The following is a 16468-nucleotide window of genomic DNA, read 5'->3' on the forward strand; positions in this document are numbered from 1 at the left end:
GAACAACGAAGGTACTGGAATGACGATCAGGTTCACGACATTTACGAGCGAAGCCCCGAAGCGGCTGACAAAGCATATCACTCTGCAGGACGGGGCACTGGTGACCGAGGCTGGCGGTTACATGACGCGCGGTATGTATGTGGTGGATGAATGTGCGAACATCTCTGAATTCGGGGACCATATCGCTTCATTGCGTACCAATCAGGCCCTGTCCTATGGCCTGCCCAAGGGTGCAGAAATGGGCATGGTCGTGACGCGCGCAGTGTATGAGGCGCTGCCCGTTGAACAGCGGGAGGGGCGTATCGCGCGGATCAACGACCATTTCGAATGGCCTGACGGTCCCGGCATTTTCATGATCGATATTGATCCACCCAAAGATGCGTCGGCTTTGACGAAGTCCGAGGCGATCAACTTGATCCGCGGCGTTGCGCCTGAACTCAAGGATGTGCCCATGCTTTGGTATCCGTCATCCAGTAGCATGATCTATGCAGACGATGGCACTGAAATGTCAGGTCTGCGGGGGCAAAGGTTCTATGTTCCCGTGACCGATGCAAAGCAGATACCGGAGTTTGCGGAACATCTATGGGTGCGGTGCTGGGCGGCGGGTCATGGGTATATCGCCATCAGCAAATCGGGCAGTATCCTGAAGCGGACGATTTTTGACAAAAGCGTCTATCAGCCCAGCCGCCTGGATTTTGCAGCGGGGGCGAGTACGGGCCCCCATTTGATCCAGCGCCGCGGCCAGCCGGAGGTAGTGTAATGGGCGCGATGATCGATGATTTTCTGAATGTTGCCTCTGTCATGGTCGAAGAGGCATCAAAGGCCGAAGCGAAAAAGCGCGAGGATGAAGCGGCGCAGGCGGCTACAGATGACGCAGCTACGCAGCGCAAAATCTGGTTGGCGGAACGCCGCGATGAAATCATGCGCAAGCACGGTTTGACCGCAGCTGTCGCAGATCAAATTCTGCTCCGCGCCGCCGATCAGCTGGAGTTGTCCGGAGAGTTTGAACTACATGTCGTCGATCCGAAAACCTTTGAGCCGGAAGTCGTAACGGTTCGGGACGTGCTGGAAAACCCGGACACATATCACAATCGCACGACGTTGGACCCGCTAGAACCAGAGTACTGCGATTACAAAAGCGTCGGTGTTTTGTTCCTGAAGGGTAGGGCGCCCAAACTTGTTTCGCAGGCTCATGGCGGCGCGACTTACGCATTGGTGCGCGGGATGTCCGAAAACACGATCGAGCGTATCCGGATTGAATTCACGCCTGACAACCCTGCCGGTTTTGTCGATCGCTGTGTCGAGGCGTTGAGGGCCACTGGTCTGTATTACACGTCAGGATCGACGACGGTGTGCCGCAATGGTCAGCAATTCAAACCTGTCCGGACGGAACGTTTGGACTACGACCTGTCGCGGATCGTCGCGCCATTCAAATACGAGATGACTAAAAAAGGCCCCGCGCGCAAATCCATCGACATTCCGCGTCGGTTGCTGTTGCAGGTCGAAACGTTATGTGACGGCAAATTGCCGAAATTGGCGGGCACGTCGGACCATCCACTGTGCCGCTTGGATGGAACCCTGATTGCCGATGCTGGCTATGATGACAAAACAGGCGTGTTTATTTTCAACGGGACCGACGCGGTGCCCGAGATTTCTCGCTCGTTCGACGCGCCCGCAATGAAAGCGGCGGTCGAAACCTGCCTGACACCATTTCGCGCCTATCATTTTCCGGACAAGGTGTTGGGGCGTACAGCGCTTCTTGCCGCTGTGATGACGGCCGTTTTGCGTCCGGCGTTAGATACCGCACCGATGATCGCTGTCAGCAGTCCCGAAGTTGGCGTGGGTAAATCGTTCATCGCGCAGGCGCTTGGCGTGCTGGCGACTGGCGAATTGCCCCGTATGAAGAGCGTGGAAAGATCTGGCAGCGCGGAGATGCGCAAACTGCTGCACGCGGATCTGCTCGAACAAAATCCGGTGATTATCTATGACAACATGGACGGCAATTTCCGGAACGAGGTGCTGACCAGCTTTATCGCGTCGCCGATTTGGTCAGACCGCATTCTGGGCGAAAGCCGGACAGGCGGTTCGATCCGTAACACCGCGCTATTGATTTCAAATGGCGTGAACATGACGTTTCCGCGTGGGATGAACCGTCGGTATCTGTTGATCGACCTCTTGCCAGCTTGCGACGATCACATCACTGCAGATTTCGGTTTCACGCCGCAGAGCGAGGCTAAACGCATGCGCGCAGACATCATCTCGGCGGCATTGTCGATTGCGGTCGCGGCCCGCCCGGACAAAGCGTTGTCCGGAACTTTGGGATCGTTCGAAGGCTGGACACGCATGGTTAGGGACCCGATCCTGCGTCTGTCGCGGGAAATTCCCGAGCTGGGCCTTTGCGATCCACTGGACCTGTTCAAACAGGCAATCAGTGATGCATCCGAAGTCGAAACCTATCATTCGTTCCTGTTCTCCTTGGCCGAAAAGTTCGGCCCAGAGGATTTCACGGCCGATCAAGTCCGCACTGCGATTTTCGCTGATGAGATGCTGGAACGCCTGTGCCGTGAAATCTCGGACTCTGATCCGTCGCTGTCGGTCCGAAGCGTAGCCGCGCTCATGTCGAAATTGAAAGGCGTCAACTATAACGGAGCCAAACTAACCGCCCGCAAAAGGGCAGGAACCAACCTATGGCGCATCGAAGTGGAGGCGCCGAAAGCGATTATGAAGATCGTTTAATAATGGAGACCATGTAAAATGCGCCCTTTTTACTGACGCGAAAGGGCGCATTTTCTGTCTGATATTCGGTCAGTTCAAATTTGGCTTCGATCGCGTGTGATTTGTCGAATTTCAACCGCATCGCTTGCCGCCAGGTTACGTTGATTGTCCCGTCAGGTATACATCACGAAGCAGGTGCATTTTATGCGAAGGGCACCCGCAGTCGTTTCCTTTCGGAACCAAGCCCTTGTGGAAGTGCTTCCCATGCTTGTCATGGTTGAAAAAATTGGTTTAAGTGAATGCATATTTTATAAGGTTTATTTATGCATTCTACACATACCCCGATCCCCGAGCTGTATGTATCGTACGACTCTGCCCAGAAACTGAAAGTCGAAGCTGCTGATCTGACCAGCCACGACCTGACGCCGCGCCAGATTTGCGATCTGGAGCTGTTGATGAACGGCGGTTTCAACCCGCTGAAAGGTTTCCTGTCGGAAGAAGATTACAACGGCGTCGTGGAAAACATGCGCTTGGCAGACGGCCAGCTGTGGCCAATGCCGATCACTCTGGACGTGACCGAAGATTTCGCATCGAAAATCGAACTGGGTCAGGACATCGCCCTGCGTGACCAAGAAGGCGTCATTCTGGCGACCATGACTGTCACCGACAAATGGGAACCAAACAAATCGCGCGAAGCTGAAAAAGTATTCGGCGCGGACGATCTGGCGCACCCTGCGGTCAACTATCTGCACAACACCGCTGGTAAAATCTATCTGGGCGGCCCTGTCACCGGCATTCAGCAGCCCGTTCACTATGATTTCCGCGGTCGCCGCGACACGCCAAACGAACTGCGCGCCTATTTCCGCAAAATGGGCTGGCGCAAGGTTGTTGCGTTCCAAACCCGTAACCCTCTGCACCGCGCGCACCAGGAACTGACGTTCCGCGCCGCACGCGAAGCGCAGGCCAACCTGCTGATCCACCCTGTTGTCGGCATGACCAAACCGGGCGACGTGGACCATTTCACCCGCGTGCGCTGCTACGAAGCGGTTCTGGACAAATACCCAGCGGCCACCACCACCATGTCGCTGCTGAACCTTGCTATGCGTATGGCTGGCCCGCGCGAAGCTGTCTGGCACGGCCTGATCCGTAAAAACCACGGCTGTACCCACTTTATCGTTGGTCGCGACCACGCTGGCCCTGGCAAAAACTCGGCTGGCGAAGATTTCTACGGCCCATATGACGCGCAGGATCTGTTCCGCGAACACCAGTCCGAAATCGGCATCGAAATGGTCGACTTCAAACACATGGTTTACGTGCAGGAACGCGCACAATACGAACCAGCGGACGAGATCGCAGACAAAGACGACGTGACCATCCTGAACATCTCGGGCACCGAACTGCGTCGCCGTCTGGCCGAAGGTCTGGAAATTCCGGAATGGTTCAGCTTCCCCGAGGTTGTGACCGAACTACGCAAAACCAAACCGCCACGTTCGAAACAAGGCTTTACCGTGTTCTTCACCGGTTTCTCGGGCTCGGGCAAATCGACCATCGCGAACGCGCTGATGGTGAAACTGATGGAAATGGGCGGCCGCCCTGTGACCCTGCTGGACGGTGACATCGTTCGTAAGAACCTGTCGTCGGAACTGGGCTTCTCGAAAGAGCACCGCGACCTGAACATCCGCCGCATCGGCTATGTAGCGTCCGAGATCACCAAAAACGGTGGTATCGCGATCTGTGCGCCTATCGCGCCATACACCGCAACCCGCCGCGCTGTTCGTGAAGACATCGAACAATACGGTGCCTTTGTCGAAGTCCACGTTGCGACCACGATCGAAGAATGCGAACGCCGTGACCGCAAAGGCCTGTATAAACTGGCACGCGAAGGCAAAATCAAAGAGTTCACCGGTATCTCTGACCCATACGAGACCCCAACGAACGCAGAACTGGTTGTCGAAACCGAAAACGTCGAAGTCGACAACTGCGCACATCAGGTTCTGCTGAAACTGGAAAGCATGGGTCTGATCTCGGGCAAATAAGCCCCAGACCGACATAAAAACAAAAGCCCCGGCCTTTCGGTCGGGGATTTGGCGTTAGCGAGTTTTCCCTGTCGTGGTGTGGCCTGAGCCCCTGAAACACATCGAGTCTTGTGTAGAGTCAGTCCTGATATATGAAACAAGGTTCACCGACGAATAGATTACTCAAATGATCAAGTAGCAGGATGGGCTTGTGCCGTTTAAGTTCCGATCCTTTTGTGCAATATGTAGCCTTTCGTTCGAAGGCCAAGGGGCTTTTGTATGAGCTACCCCCCATTTATCGGATATTGAATAGCCCCGTGTATTGTGGACGCCTTCTTCGCTAACTTTGAGGCAAGGAGGCCATGATGGGCACAGGAAATTTCACAGACGATTTCAAGCGCGATGCGGTCGCGCAGATTACTGAACGAGGCTATCCGGTGAAGGAAGTTTCGGAACGGTTGGGTGTCAGCACGCATTCTCTCTATGCGTGGAAGCGCAAGTTTGCGGAGTCGGTGTCCGGCGACAGCGAGAAGGACGCCGAGATCCGCAGGCTGAAGCGCGAGCTGCTTCGTGTGACGGAAGAGCGGGATATCTTAAAAAAGGTCACCGCGTATTTCGCCAGGGATGCAAAGTGAGTGGAGCCATTGTGGCGCCATTGGTTCGAGCCAAATGGCGACCGCGTTCGTTGCCGAGCATCGCGAACTATTCTCAGTTCGTGCGATGTGCCGTTGTCTGAGGATACAGCCGAGTGGGTTCTATGCGTGGCTGAAGGCCCCGTTGAGACGACGGGCCATTGAAGACCAACGCCAGACTGCGATGCTGCAAGAGGCGTGGGTGGAAAGCTGTAAGGTCTACGGATATCGCAAGCTGCATGACGACCTGCTCGAGCAAGGTGAAAGTGTCTGCCTGAACCGTGTGGCCCGTCTGACCCGACTGGCCGGGATCAAAGCGCAAATTGGCTACAAGCGCCGCCCCCGCAGGTATGGTGGCAAGCCATCATTCATCGTGGATAACATACTGGACCGGCAATTCGACGTGGCCGCCGCCGACCAAGCCTGGGTCACCGATATTACCTATATCCGCACACACGAAGGCTTTGCGTATCTGGCTGTCGTCATCGACCTCTATTCTCGGCTGGTCGTCGGATGGTCGATGCAAAGCAGGCAGACGACCGATATCGTCCTGCAAGCACTGCTGATGGCGATCTGGCGTCGCAAACCCCGCGACAAGGTCCTGATCCACTCAGACCAGGGCAGCCAATTCACCAGCATGGATTGGGCTGCATTCCTCCGCACCCACAAACTGGAACATTCGATGAGCCGGAGAGGTAATTGCCACGATAACGCCGTTGCCGAGAGCTTCTTCAACCTGCTCAACCGCGAACGGATCCGGCGGCGGACATACCGCACACGCGCAGAAGCAAGGCAGGATGTGTTCGACTACATCGAAATGTTCTACAATCCGAAACGCAAGCACGCGCATAACGACATGCTGTCGCCGATTGAGTTCGAACGGCAACAGAAACTGAAAAACCAAGGCGTCTAAGAAACGCGGGGGGTAATCCCCCCGTTTTTGCGGGGGCTTGGTCGTAGAATTTACGCGGCCATTCTCAGTTTTTGGGCAGGGGTCATCCCGCCGTTGCCCATGTTGGGACGTTCGTTGTTGTAGGACCAGAGCCACTCGGTGGCAATATGCTGCACCTGGTCGATGCTCTCGAAGATATGTAGGTCCAGCCATTCGTGCCTGACCGTTCGATTGTAGCGCTCGACATAGGCGTTCTGCTGGGGTTTGCTGGGCTGGATGTGGGCCAGGGCGATGCCCTTGTGCTCTGCCCATTCCATGAGGGTGCCGCTGATGTATTCCGGGCCGTTGTCGACCCTGATCGTCTTGGGCGCACCGCGCCATTCGATGATCTGGTTCAACGCCCGGACGACCCGCTCGGCAGGCAGCGAGAAGTCGATCTCGATGCCCAGGCCCTCGCGATTGAAGTCGTCCAGCACGTTCAGCAGCCGGAACTGGCGCCCATCCCCCAGCCTGTCGGCCATGAAATCCATGGACCAGACCTCATTCGCAGCTTCCGGAACCGCCAGGGCCTCGGGCTTGTCCCGCTTCAAACGCTTGCGGGGCTTGATCCTGAGGTTCAGTTCCAGCTCGCGGTAGATCCGGTAGACCCGCTTGTGGTTCCAGCCATGTCCCTGGACGTTGCGCAGGTACAGAAAGCACAGGCCGAAGCCCCAGGTCTTCTTCGCCGTCGTCAGTCCGAGCAGCAGATCGGCGATCTGCTCGTTCTCTTCGTCCAGCTTGGGGCTGTACCGATAGCACGTCTCACTGACGTCGAGCGCCCGGCACGCCAGCGCTATGCTGACGCCCTTCATCGCCAGCGCTTTCACGGCCAACTCTCGGCGCTGAGCTGGCCGTCTCATTTTTTTCCGAGCGCCTCCTTCAGGAGGTCATTCTGCATGCTGACGTCGGCATACATGCGCTTCAGGCGGCGGTTCTCCTCCGCCATCGACTTCATCTCGCTGATCAGGCTGGCGTCCATCCCACCGTACTTCGCCCGCCATTTGTACAGTGTAGCACTGCTCATCCCGTGCTCACGGCACAGCTCGGCTGCAGGTACTCCGCCTTCCATCTGGCGCAGCACAGTCATGATCTGCGCTTCGGTAAATCGTGTCTTCTTCATCAGAATCTCCTCGTTCATCCTGCCGAGAAAATTCTACTTCCGCATCCCCTTAAGATCGGGGGGGATTACCTGACCATCCGGTTGCGATTTGCAATTGCTTCAACATAAATATCTTCAATCAATTTGAGATTCGTTTCGGCGCTATAAAGGCCTTCAAACCGTTCGCGCGCATTAACTGATTTTCTCTGTAGATCGCCGTTCAGTAGCGTCGCAGCATTTTTAATAAGAGCCAGCGAGTCATCAGATTTATAAAGCGCTCCACATTTTTCATCGTTGAGGATTTCATGTGCCGCACCAATATTTGCCGCAAGTATAGGCGTCCCGCAAGCGAGTGCTTCCGCGATTGTCATTGGGAAGCCTTCGTACCAAATCGAAGGAAAAACTAACAGACGTGCATTTTGTAATTTTTCAATGACCTGATTTCTAGGCTTAGCTCCCAAAATGGAAACATGTGGTGGTGCGTTTTCACGAAGCCAATTTTCTTCAGGACCACTTCCTACTATGTCTAACGGCACGTCTGGTAAAGATTTCCATGCTTCCACTAGACGCCTAACCCCTTTTTCGGAAGATAGCCTCCCGACAAATAAAGCACTACCTTGCCGATCTTGTATAGGAGGGCCTGGGTCGATGCTTGAGACAAAGTTGGGCTTAACTGCTATCTTCGTTGGCGGTAGACCACCTTGGATAAATTTACTTTTTCCGAATTCCGTTAAAGCAATGAACTTATCCACCGAACTTAACCAGTTTTCGGAGCCTAATGTAGCTCTTTGCATTGCAACCACTGCTGCGGAAGCGATTTTGCTGTCACGATAACAACTATTTTTGATGGCTGCCAAGCGACTATTTCCGAGGCAGTCCTCGCAAACGACTCCATCGCGTAGAAACATTGCCCCTGCGCAAAGTAAACGAAAATTATGTAGGGTCTGAACAACTGCTGCACCACTCTTTGCAGCCGCAATATGGGCTGCTGGTGAAAGCAGCGGAAAAAAGTTGTGTATATGTACGACATCTGGTTTGAATTCTTCACAGATATTTATAACTTCTCGAACAGATTTGTGGTTCTTTTGGATCGAAGCGAAAGTTATAATTTTTTGAATATTTCCTGAGATACTATCATTTGAAAATCTGAAAGACTTCACTTCATGATCGCCTGATTTAAGTAGTTGTTCTTCTTGTTCAACCACCGTATCTTCGCCGCCGCGTTGTTTGTAAGAGTTGTGCAAAATAAGAATTTTCATTTTATGCTTTTTAATAAAATTTATTATCTAAATGTGGTGCTCTTAGGAGGGCGATGAATACCAGCCAGAACACAAAGTAGGTTAAGACATTGTCTGTCATGAATAGTATTGAAGTGTAAGTTGAAAAATTTGATGATAGTCGGTCTTTGATGGCCAGTTTTAGTAAAAACAAAACCCCCACGAAAAGTCCTATGAGGCCGTAGTCTGAGAACATTCGGAGGAAGTCATTGTGAAGTAAAGGATAGTGTTTATCGAGAAGAAGGGATGATTCTCCCAAAAAGTATGTGGAATAACCCGCTCCGTTTCCAAAAAGGATAGTTGTAGTTGTGAGATTTTCAATTAAATTGTCTGTAAAAACAGACAAGGCAAAATATCTGCCGGATGAAAGATGATCTGGCGATACATAATTTCCAGTTGTGTTGTAGTATATATTTGATATTATTTGATAAAATTCGGTGGGGAATAATCCAATTGTAGCCGTTGTTAAAATTATTGAAATCTTAACGGTTGTGGCGGCGCTATGTGAAATTTTTAATTTTTTGAAGTAAGTATACTGCAGTGTGTCTATTAATAGTACAGTTAGTAGTGCGACAAGGCCAATTCTTTTGAACATTAGGACCGTTACAATGATAGCAAGAAAACCTAATACTCTTTGGCCTTTTGTGAACAGGAAGATTGCAACGAGTGGGGTGATTAAGCCTAAAGAAGTTTCTGTACCAATGTTAGATGATGCGAGGCCGAATTTTATTTCGGAAAGGGATAATCCATTGATCAAGCCTCGGATAGCAACGGTGATCAAGCAAGAAAATAGAAAATATGTCGGAAACCATTTTGGAGTTTTGAAGGCAATTGTGGCAACCGTTAGGCTTAATATTAGGAATACAGCTTCCTTTGTGTGTGCTTCTGTGTTGTTCGCTGAGTAGGGAAAGAAAAAAGTTAAGTAGATAATTAAAGTGGAAAGTAAATACGGTTTCAGTCGCAGCGATCCTCGTAGGGTTAACTCAAATGCAACTGTTGCCGGTAGGATGTATATCAGTGGTCGAAGTGGATTTTGATCAGTAAAGCCGAAGTAAAGAATGTAAATAACGAGTATGATAAAAAATGATACGCTTGCAACATCCTTTGACGGGTAATGTTCGTTGTTTGCGCTGCCGTCGTATGTTGTTAATGGATGCGTCATTTTGAAACTCAACGATTCCTTCTCACGTTGTTCGATTGTTTGTGGGTAAAATAGCCGTGGTTTTCGACTTTGTGAAAGCGGTGTATCAAAGCTTTGGTGTGTTTTATATTTGATAATAAGTTGATGGTACTGTTCGTTGCATTCTAATGTCGATGATTCAGGTTGAATAATAATGGGACATGGCTGACTGCGTTGCATCTTCAATTTTTGTAATTTGTTTTGCGTTTAGAACATTTTTCCATTCATCGATTCGTCCGGACCGAAAGGTGGGGCTTGCGGCTGAGAAGGCGTTTTCTACAATTATATCTATTTGTTCTGGTTTGAGATCTATTCCCGCATGGTTGGCAATATCGACTACTGTTTTCTCCCGGTTTGGCCCAACTAGATCTTCAAATCTAACGGAGAAAATTTCAGGTTGTTTTGTCCACCCAGCGAATAGGTTCATGTTTGTTATGAAGTTCTCTCCGTTATCTTCTGGTTTTTCGTTGATTAAAAGATTAATCGCTTCTTCTACGCTCAAATTTTTAAGGCGCTGATGTTCCGCATGATCTGCTCTTTTTTGTACGTAATGCACATAGGAAAGCACCATGGCCCTTGGGTCTCGAGTCATGGCAAATGATCTAACTTGTTTTTGTGATAATTTTTGTGCCCAGTCAGGATGAAAGTGAAGGTGTGAAACTATCAGTCTTCCATGAATAGCTGATTCAGCTATATTTTCGAAGCCTCCATATCTGCCAAGGTTATGTTCGTTTACGGTTCTCATTATAGGGCGATAAATGCCAGGCATTAAGCATAAAACGCGTTCTAGTAAGTGGGTCCCGCTCTTTGGTTGAGAGGTGATGAAAAAACCGTGGTCAGGTGTATTGAGTAATAGGCGTTCTTTTAAGATTTGTGGCGATAGGCCAAAGCGCCGTAAGTTCCAGGATAGCTTTGAATTTGACATTTCGTTTCCAAATTTGATTAATTTTTTTTGCGATTGAAGTAGAGGAAGGCCGATATTGACGATAGGTTGCCGATTGTTAAAGCGATAGGAACAGAAATCTCAATGAGTAGTTCTGCTAAAGCGAATGTTGAAAATATTGAAAGCATTGCGCCAAATATGTTGATGTGGAAAATACTTTTTGTTTGTTCGAATGTGTACAGTTTGACGTTCATTATTTGGCGGATTAATGATAATAATGTGGAGGCGCCAAAGAAAATCAATATGATCTTCGTGTTTGGCGATTCTAGCTTCATCCAATTGTTTATTATTAATTCAGAAAGGGATGCTAGCGTTAGTATTCCAACAATTATAAGCGCCGTAGATGCTATTGCGACTTTTAATAGGAAGACTTTTAATTTATGTTCACCATGTTCAAATAATTGACGTGCAGCTATTGATGGAAGTATCTGTGAAAGTGTGTTAACCGGCAAATTTAAGAGGTTTGTGACTTGCTGGATTGCTCGCACTGTTCCAAGTGCGGAGGGTCCCATTATCGCCCCAAATATCATCATAGGGCCAGATCCGTGTAGGGAATCGAGTGCAGTTGCAGGCAGCATCCACTTGCTGAATTTCCAATGTCGCATCCACATTAATTTGAAGAATTGTCTTTTGTGCTTTAGTGTCCCATATCTAATGGTGCCCAAAATGACACCAAATAGGTTTGAGAATGCTAGCAAGTTTAGAGCGATAGCAACGTTCATTGGGTTGCTTGGTAATAAAAGATAAATTGTAATTGCGAATAGTTGGGTTGTGTTTCTAGTTAGGTCGATAAAAAAGGAAAATCCGGGTGATTGATAAACTACGTAATAACGTCTGAAAAAGTCTGATGCATTTGTAAGTGCGTTGGTGACCGCTAGTGTTATTGTAATTGAAGTAAGCCATTCGTAACCATTTAGCGAAGACAGAAGAGAAGCTAGCAACCCGATTGCTAAACTGGAGATTAGAAAAAATGCGGTTGCGTATATTAAGATGAAGCTTCGATACGCTGGCTCACTTATTTTATTTAATTTGGGTGCGAGCGCGGACATGGGTGCTAAAACCATGGTATTAAGAAAGTTCCGCACAATCATTATTGTGAGAAAAGTTAATGTGTACTGACCGAATTCCTCTAGTCCCAGCATGCGCACGAGTAAAATAGCACTAATGAAATTTGTCCCGCTTGTTATCAATTGACTTGAGAGGCCCCAAATCGCTTGTTTCCTAATGCTGGAGCGAGGTTTGTTGAGAGAGTTAATCGTCATCTGGTTTCGCGCGATTCATCGGCATTTTCTTTCTTTTCACCAATGGTGATGCGCCAAACAAAACGTGGGGCCATAATTAAATATCGTCGCCATAGTCGGCTTGGTTCACTACATAATCTGTGTAAAAACTCTAAGCCGCTCCGCTGCATCCACTTCGGTGCTCGCTTTATACTTCCTGAGTGAAAATCAAATGCGGCTCCAACTCCAATCATCGTCGCCTGGGTTTTATGCGCATTTTGTGCCATCCAGATGTCTTGTTTGGGTGAAGAAATTCCAACCCAGACCACATCTGCACCACTTGCCTTAATTTTTTCCAGAACAGCTTCATTTTCTTCATTGGTTAGTTCACGGAATGGTGGGCAGTGAGTCCCCACTACTTGTAATTGGTCGCTTCGTTTTGAAAATTTTTGCTTTAGAATATCTGCAACGCCTTCTTTCCCGCCGTAAAAGAAATGCTTGAGTGAAACGCCCGGTTCCTGGGTTAAAAGCTGTTCCATCAGGTCAGGGCCGCATGTTCGGGAAACATTCAATCCACGTCTTCTCCCGATCCAAACTAAGGGCATTCCATCAGGCACATTCATTGCTGCTCCCCGAGCAACGTTCAGGAGCTCCGAAGTTTCAGATAGTGCAACTGTGCTGGCAACCTCTCGAACACCGACATAGCGCCCGATTTTATCATTGGACCAATCGGCAATTAATTCAGACGCTTTATCGAGTGAAACTGCCATAATTGGAATGCCTAAAACTTCAAATGTTTCGTATGGCGGTTGTTCTAGCGGGGATTTTTTATTTCGATCAGGCGACATCCTTAAAAACCTTATAGGTGTGTAAAATGCCTTCTTCTAACGACCGCGCCTTGTCCCAGCCGAGCCGATGTAGCCGAGAGCTATCCATTAATTTTCGCGGTGTACCGTCGGGTTTGGTGTTATCGAAAACCAATTCGGCTTCATAGCCGACTACCTTAGCGATTGTCTCTGCTAATTCTCGGATTGTTACTTCAACACCTGAGCCGATGTTTATATGTTCAAAGTCGGAGTATTCTCGAAATACATATATGAGTGCATCGGCTAGGTCGTCTGCGTGGAGAAATTCTCTTAAAGGTGTACCTGATCCCCATATTGTGACTGATGGCAGCCCAGTTAACTTTGCCTCATGAAATTTGCGTAATAATGCAGGTAAAACATGCGATGAATTTAAGTCGTAGTTGTCGCCCGGCCCGTAAAGGTTGGTTGGCATTGCTGAAATCCAGTCTCGACCAAACTGCTTTCTGTACGCTTGAACCATTTTTATGCCAGCAATTTTGGCAACAGCATACCACTCGTTTGTTGGTTCAAGTGATCCTGTTAAAAGGCTCTCTTCAAGAATTGGTTGAGGTGCAAGTTTGGGATAAATGCATGAGGAGCCAAGGAACAGGAAACGTTCCACATTCGCTTCATGAGCGGCTGCGCAAATATTAGTTTGAATCTGCAAATTCTGAACTAAAAAGTCTACTGGATGTGTGTCATTCGCCAGAATTCCTCCTACTTTAGCGGCTGCCATAATAATCGCATTTGGCCGATGTTCCGCCATCCAATCTTTGACTTGTGATTGGTTAGTGAGGTCGACGGTGTCGCGCCCTACTGTGAGTATCTCACAATTCTCTGTCGCTAGTCGTCGAACAACTGCGCTTCCAACCATTCCGCGATGCCCAGCGACCCATATGCGTTTGCCTTCTAAGTTATAGGTCATGTTATCCCTCCAAAGAAACCGGCAGATCTAAACCATGTTCTTTTAATAAGCGGTAGCGACGAGCTGTTTTCAGGTCCTCGGAGACCATTTCTGCACACATTTCTTGTGCTGTAATTTCTGGTACCCAACCCAGCTTTTCTTTAGCTTTGCTGGGGTCGCCTAACAGAGTGTCAACTTCGGCAGGGCGGAAATAGCGTGGGTCGATACGGACAATGACATCGCCCACCTTTACTGATGGGGCGTTGTCGCCAGTGATAGATGCAACTGTTGCAACCTCATCGACGCCTTCTCCTGAAAACTCTAGCTCAATGCCCAGCTCGCGCGCAGACCACGTGATGAATTCTCGCACCGAGTATTGTACGCCCGTCGCGATGACGAAGTCATCTGGCTGCTCCTGCTGTAGCATCATCCACTGCATACGGACGTAATCTTTGGCGTGGCCCCAGTCGCGTAGGCTGTCGATATTGCCCATGTATAGGCACTGTTCGAGGCCTTGTGCTATGTTCGCCATCCCCCTGGTAATCTTTCGGGTCACGAAGGTTTCGCCTCGACGAGGAGACTCGTGATTGAATAGGATACCATTGCAGGCGTACATGTCGTAACTCTCGCGGTAGTTTACCGTGATCCAGTACGCATACATCTTTGCAACAGCGTAAGGGGAGCGTGGATAGAACGGCGTGGTCTCTTTCTGAGGTGTTTCTTGGACGAGGCCGAAAAGTTCAGAGGTCGATGCCTGATAAAAACGTGACTTCTTTTCCAGCCCAAGAAAACGGATCGCTTCGAGGATACGTAGCGCCCCAGTTGCATCCACGTCCGCCGTGTATTCGGGTGCTTCGAATGAGACAGCAACGTGGCTCTGTGCGCCCAGGTTGTAAACTTCGTCGGGTTCAATGTCGCGCAGCAGACGGGTGAGGTTTGAGGTATCTGTTAGGTCCCCATAGTGAAGCTTGAAGTTCGCATTGTCAGTGTGGGGATCTTCATAGATGTGATCAATCCGCTGAGTATTGAAAAGTGATGCACGGCGTTTGATCCCGTGAACTTCATACCCTTTTTCGAGAAGGAATTCAGCCAAGTAAGAGCCGTCTTGGCCCGTAACACCGGTGATGAGTGCTTTTTTCTTCATTTGTATTACCTAATTAACCTTTTGCGCCTTGTCCGCGCGAATAAACGTCTTCGTATCTAATAATGTCGTCTTCACCGAGGTAGCTGCCGGTCTGAACCTCGATCAGTACCATTGGAACTTTGCCTGGGTTGCGCATTCTGTGAACTGCACCAAGCGGGATAAACACGGATTGGTTCTCGGTAACCAATTGTACCTTGTCATCTATTGTGACTTCTGCCGTACCTGACACGACGATCCAGTGTTCCGCACGGTGATGGTGCGATTGCAGCGAAAGAGCGGCGCCTGGGTGGACGTGAATTCGTTTCACCTGAAAGCGATCGCCGATGACTAGGCTTTCAAACCAACCCCAAGGGCGGTGATCTTTGGGGAACATTGTTGCCTGATCGGCATTTTTCGCCTTAAGGGCTTCGACAGCTTTTTTGACGTCTTGGGCGCGTGACATGTCTGCGACCAAAACAGCGTCGTTCATAGCGACGGCCATAATATTTTTTAGGCCAATACCAACCACTTCGAGGCGTTCGCTATCTGAACGCAAAAGTGTGTCTTCGCAGTCGATGGCAGTGGCCTCACCGGAAGTTAAGACGCCGTTGTCACCCTTTGGACTTTCGCGCCAGACTGCATCCCAACCACCAAGGTCGGACCAGCCGCTATTAAATGGCACAACCGATAGGTTGTCGGCCTTTTCCATCACTGCATAATCGATCGAAATGTCTTCCGCCTCAGACCATGCATCTGGCCCAAGTCTGCAGAAGCCTAAGTCCACGTGGCCCGTTTCCATTGCTTGCGCTACTGGCGGCAATAGGTCAGGTGAATGTTGTTCGAACGCAGCGATAATGTCTTTCACGCTGAATAGGAAAATACCTGCGTTCCAAAGATAATTTCCCGCGTCCAACATTTCCTGCGCCCGAATTTCATTCGGTTTTTCAACGAACTGCTTGAGAGCGACTGGATCACCATCGCTTTGGGTCGTTAGTTCCAAATAACCATATGCAGTTTCAGCGTGGGTCGGGGTAATGCCAAAGGTTACCAGTTTGCCTTCTTTCACAGCCTTCATGCCGGCGGCAACAGCGGCTTGGAACGCTTTAGTATCAGGTACGACGTGATCTGATGGTGCGACCAACATCACGGCATCGGGATCATTTTTTTGCAAATAAAGAGCGGCAGCTAAAACGGCAGGCGCGGTGTTGCGGCCTTCGGGCTCAATCAGGATAGCACCGGGATCGATACCGACTGCTTGCAGTTGTTCTGTAACGATGAATCGAAAATCGCTGTTCGTGATAACAACAGGTTTAGCAAACTGGTCGCCCTTCATTCGTACGGCTGAACCTTGGAAAAGTGTTTGTTCACCAACAAGTGGAACGAATTGCTTGGGGTATGACTTGCGGGAAAGAGGCCATAGGCGAGTTCCTGAGCCGCCGCACAGGATCACTGGAGTAATCATTTCAAAATATCCAAAAGGCTTAAAAATATACCAAACGGGTAACTTATGGGCGCTATTTTTTCAAGTCTCGTGAGCCTCATGACGCGTCGCCGCTGTAACTTTCGCTACTTTGCATAAAAAAT

The 16468-nt window shown here is 49.7% G+C and carries 13 protein-coding genes; 4 read left to right on the plus strand and 9 right to left on the minus strand.

What is annotated here, in order from left to right:
* The first annotated feature begins 19 nt into the window (after positions 1-19).
* From BVC71_RS02750 to BVC71_RS02765, 4 genes are all read left to right on the plus strand, one after another.
* Positions 20-760, plus strand: a complete 741-nt coding sequence (locus BVC71_RS02750; RefSeq protein ID WP_165767709.1) for a hypothetical protein — start codon at positions 20-22, stop codon at positions 758-760.
* The gene (locus BVC71_RS02755) at positions 760-2736 is read left to right on the plus strand and encodes a hypothetical protein (protein ID WP_086450092.1); all 1977 of its coding nucleotides are present in this window, start codon (positions 760-762) and stop codon (positions 2734-2736) included. Before BVC71_RS02750 ends, BVC71_RS02755 begins: the two co-directional genes overlap by 1 nt.
* A gap of 302 nt (positions 2737-3038) precedes the next feature.
* Positions 3039-4751 carry a bifunctional sulfate adenylyltransferase/adenylylsulfate kinase gene (locus BVC71_RS02760; protein ID WP_086450093.1) on the plus strand — a complete coding sequence of 571 codons (1713 nt, stop codon included), beginning with the start codon at positions 3039-3041 and terminating at the stop codon, positions 4749-4751.
* A gap of 344 nt (positions 4752-5095) precedes the next feature.
* Positions 5096-6275, plus strand: a protein-coding gene (locus tag BVC71_RS02765) for an IS3 family transposase (RefSeq protein WP_420845594.1) whose coding sequence is annotated in 2 segments (ribosomal slippage) — positions 5096-5332 and positions 5334-6275 — 1179 coding nt in all. Because the reading frame shifts where the segments join, the coding sequence is not laid out codon by codon here.
* 50 nt (positions 6276-6325) lie between these two features.
* On the opposite strand, the gene BVC71_RS02770 is transcribed toward BVC71_RS02765, so the two are convergent.
* The 9 genes from BVC71_RS02770 to BVC71_RS02810 form a co-directional block, all read right to left on the minus strand.
* Positions 6326-7413 (minus strand): IS3 family transposase gene (locus tag BVC71_RS02770; RefSeq protein WP_095531947.1). Its coding sequence is split into 2 segments (ribosomal slippage): positions 6326-7152 and positions 7152-7413, totalling 1089 coding nucleotides; the frame shifts between segments, so codons are not numbered across the junction.
* Positions 7414-7478: 65 nt separating this feature from the next.
* Complete coding sequence (locus BVC71_RS02775; protein ID WP_086450094.1) at positions 7479-8651, minus strand: glycosyltransferase family 4 protein; 1173 nt, start codon at positions 8649-8651, stop codon at positions 7479-7481.
* Positions 8652-8661: 10 nt separating this feature from the next.
* Complete coding sequence (locus BVC71_RS02780) at positions 8662-10029, minus strand: hypothetical protein (RefSeq protein WP_133064479.1); 1368 nt, start codon at positions 10027-10029, stop codon at positions 8662-8664.
* A complete protein-coding gene (locus BVC71_RS02785; protein WP_086450096.1) occupies positions 9989-10774 on the minus strand; it encodes a sulfotransferase domain-containing protein in 786 nt (261 codons plus the stop codon). Before BVC71_RS02785 ends, BVC71_RS02780 begins: the two co-directional genes overlap by 41 nt.
* Positions 10775-10791: 17 nt before the next feature.
* Positions 10792-12054, minus strand: coding sequence for a lipopolysaccharide biosynthesis protein (locus tag BVC71_RS02790; RefSeq protein WP_086450097.1), 1263 nt, complete (start codon positions 12052-12054; stop codon positions 10792-10794).
* Positions 12051-12860, minus strand: coding sequence for a WecB/TagA/CpsF family glycosyltransferase (locus BVC71_RS02795; RefSeq protein ID WP_086450098.1), 810 nt, complete (start codon positions 12858-12860; stop codon positions 12051-12053). The genes BVC71_RS02790 and BVC71_RS02795 overlap by 4 nt, the downstream gene beginning before the upstream one ends.
* Positions 12850-13782 carry a GDP-L-fucose synthase gene (fcl, locus tag BVC71_RS02800; RefSeq protein ID WP_086450099.1) on the minus strand — a complete coding sequence of 311 codons (933 nt, stop codon included), beginning with the start codon at positions 13780-13782 and terminating at the stop codon, positions 12850-12852. Before fcl ends, BVC71_RS02795 begins: the two co-directional genes overlap by 11 nt.
* 1 nt (position 13783) lies before the next feature.
* Positions 13784-14905, minus strand: coding sequence for a GDP-mannose 4,6-dehydratase (gmd, locus tag BVC71_RS02805; protein ID WP_086450100.1), 1122 nt, complete (start codon positions 14903-14905; stop codon positions 13784-13786).
* A gap of 13 nt (positions 14906-14918) precedes the next feature.
* Entirely contained in the window at positions 14919-16346 is a 1428-nt protein-coding gene (locus BVC71_RS02810; RefSeq protein WP_086450101.1) for a mannose-1-phosphate guanylyltransferase/mannose-6-phosphate isomerase, read from the minus strand.
* Between the last annotated feature and the right edge of the window lie 122 nt (positions 16347-16468).

This window comes from Marivivens niveibacter, assembly GCF_002150005.2.
Taxonomy (GTDB): domain Bacteria; phylum Pseudomonadota; class Alphaproteobacteria; order Rhodobacterales; family Rhodobacteraceae; genus Marivivens; species Marivivens niveibacter.

Coding starts and splice junctions, on each gene's coding strand:
- BVC71_RS02750 (WP_165767709.1), top strand. CDS start 20: ATGACGATCAGGTTCACGACATTTACGAGCGAAGCCCCGAAGCGGCTG.
- BVC71_RS02755 (WP_086450092.1), top strand. CDS start 760: ATGGGCGCGATGATCGATGATTTTCTGAATGTTGCCTCTGTCATGGTC.
- BVC71_RS02760 (WP_086450093.1), top strand. CDS start 3,039: ATGCATTCTACACATACCCCGATCCCCGAGCTGTATGTATCGTACGAC.
- BVC71_RS02775 (WP_086450094.1), bottom strand. CDS start 8,651: ATGAAAATTCTTATTTTGCACAACTCTTACAAACAACGCGGCGGCGAA.
- BVC71_RS02780 (WP_133064479.1), bottom strand. CDS start 10,029: ATGCAACGCAGTCAGCCATGTCCCATTATTATTCAACCTGAATCATCG.
- BVC71_RS02785 (WP_086450096.1), bottom strand. CDS start 10,774: ATGTCAAATTCAAAGCTATCCTGGAACTTACGGCGCTTTGGCCTATCG.
- BVC71_RS02790 (WP_086450097.1), bottom strand. CDS start 12,054: ATGACGATTAACTCTCTCAACAAACCTCGCTCCAGCATTAGGAAACAA.
- BVC71_RS02795 (WP_086450098.1), bottom strand. CDS start 12,860: ATGTCGCCTGATCGAAATAAAAAATCCCCGCTAGAACAACCGCCATAC.
- fcl (WP_086450099.1), bottom strand. CDS start 13,782: ATGACCTATAACTTAGAAGGCAAACGCATATGGGTCGCTGGGCATCGC.
- gmd (WP_086450100.1), bottom strand. CDS start 14,905: ATGAAGAAAAAAGCACTCATCACCGGTGTTACGGGCCAAGACGGCTCT.
- BVC71_RS02810 (WP_086450101.1), bottom strand. CDS start 16,346: ATGATTACTCCAGTGATCCTGTGCGGCGGCTCAGGAACTCGCCTATGG.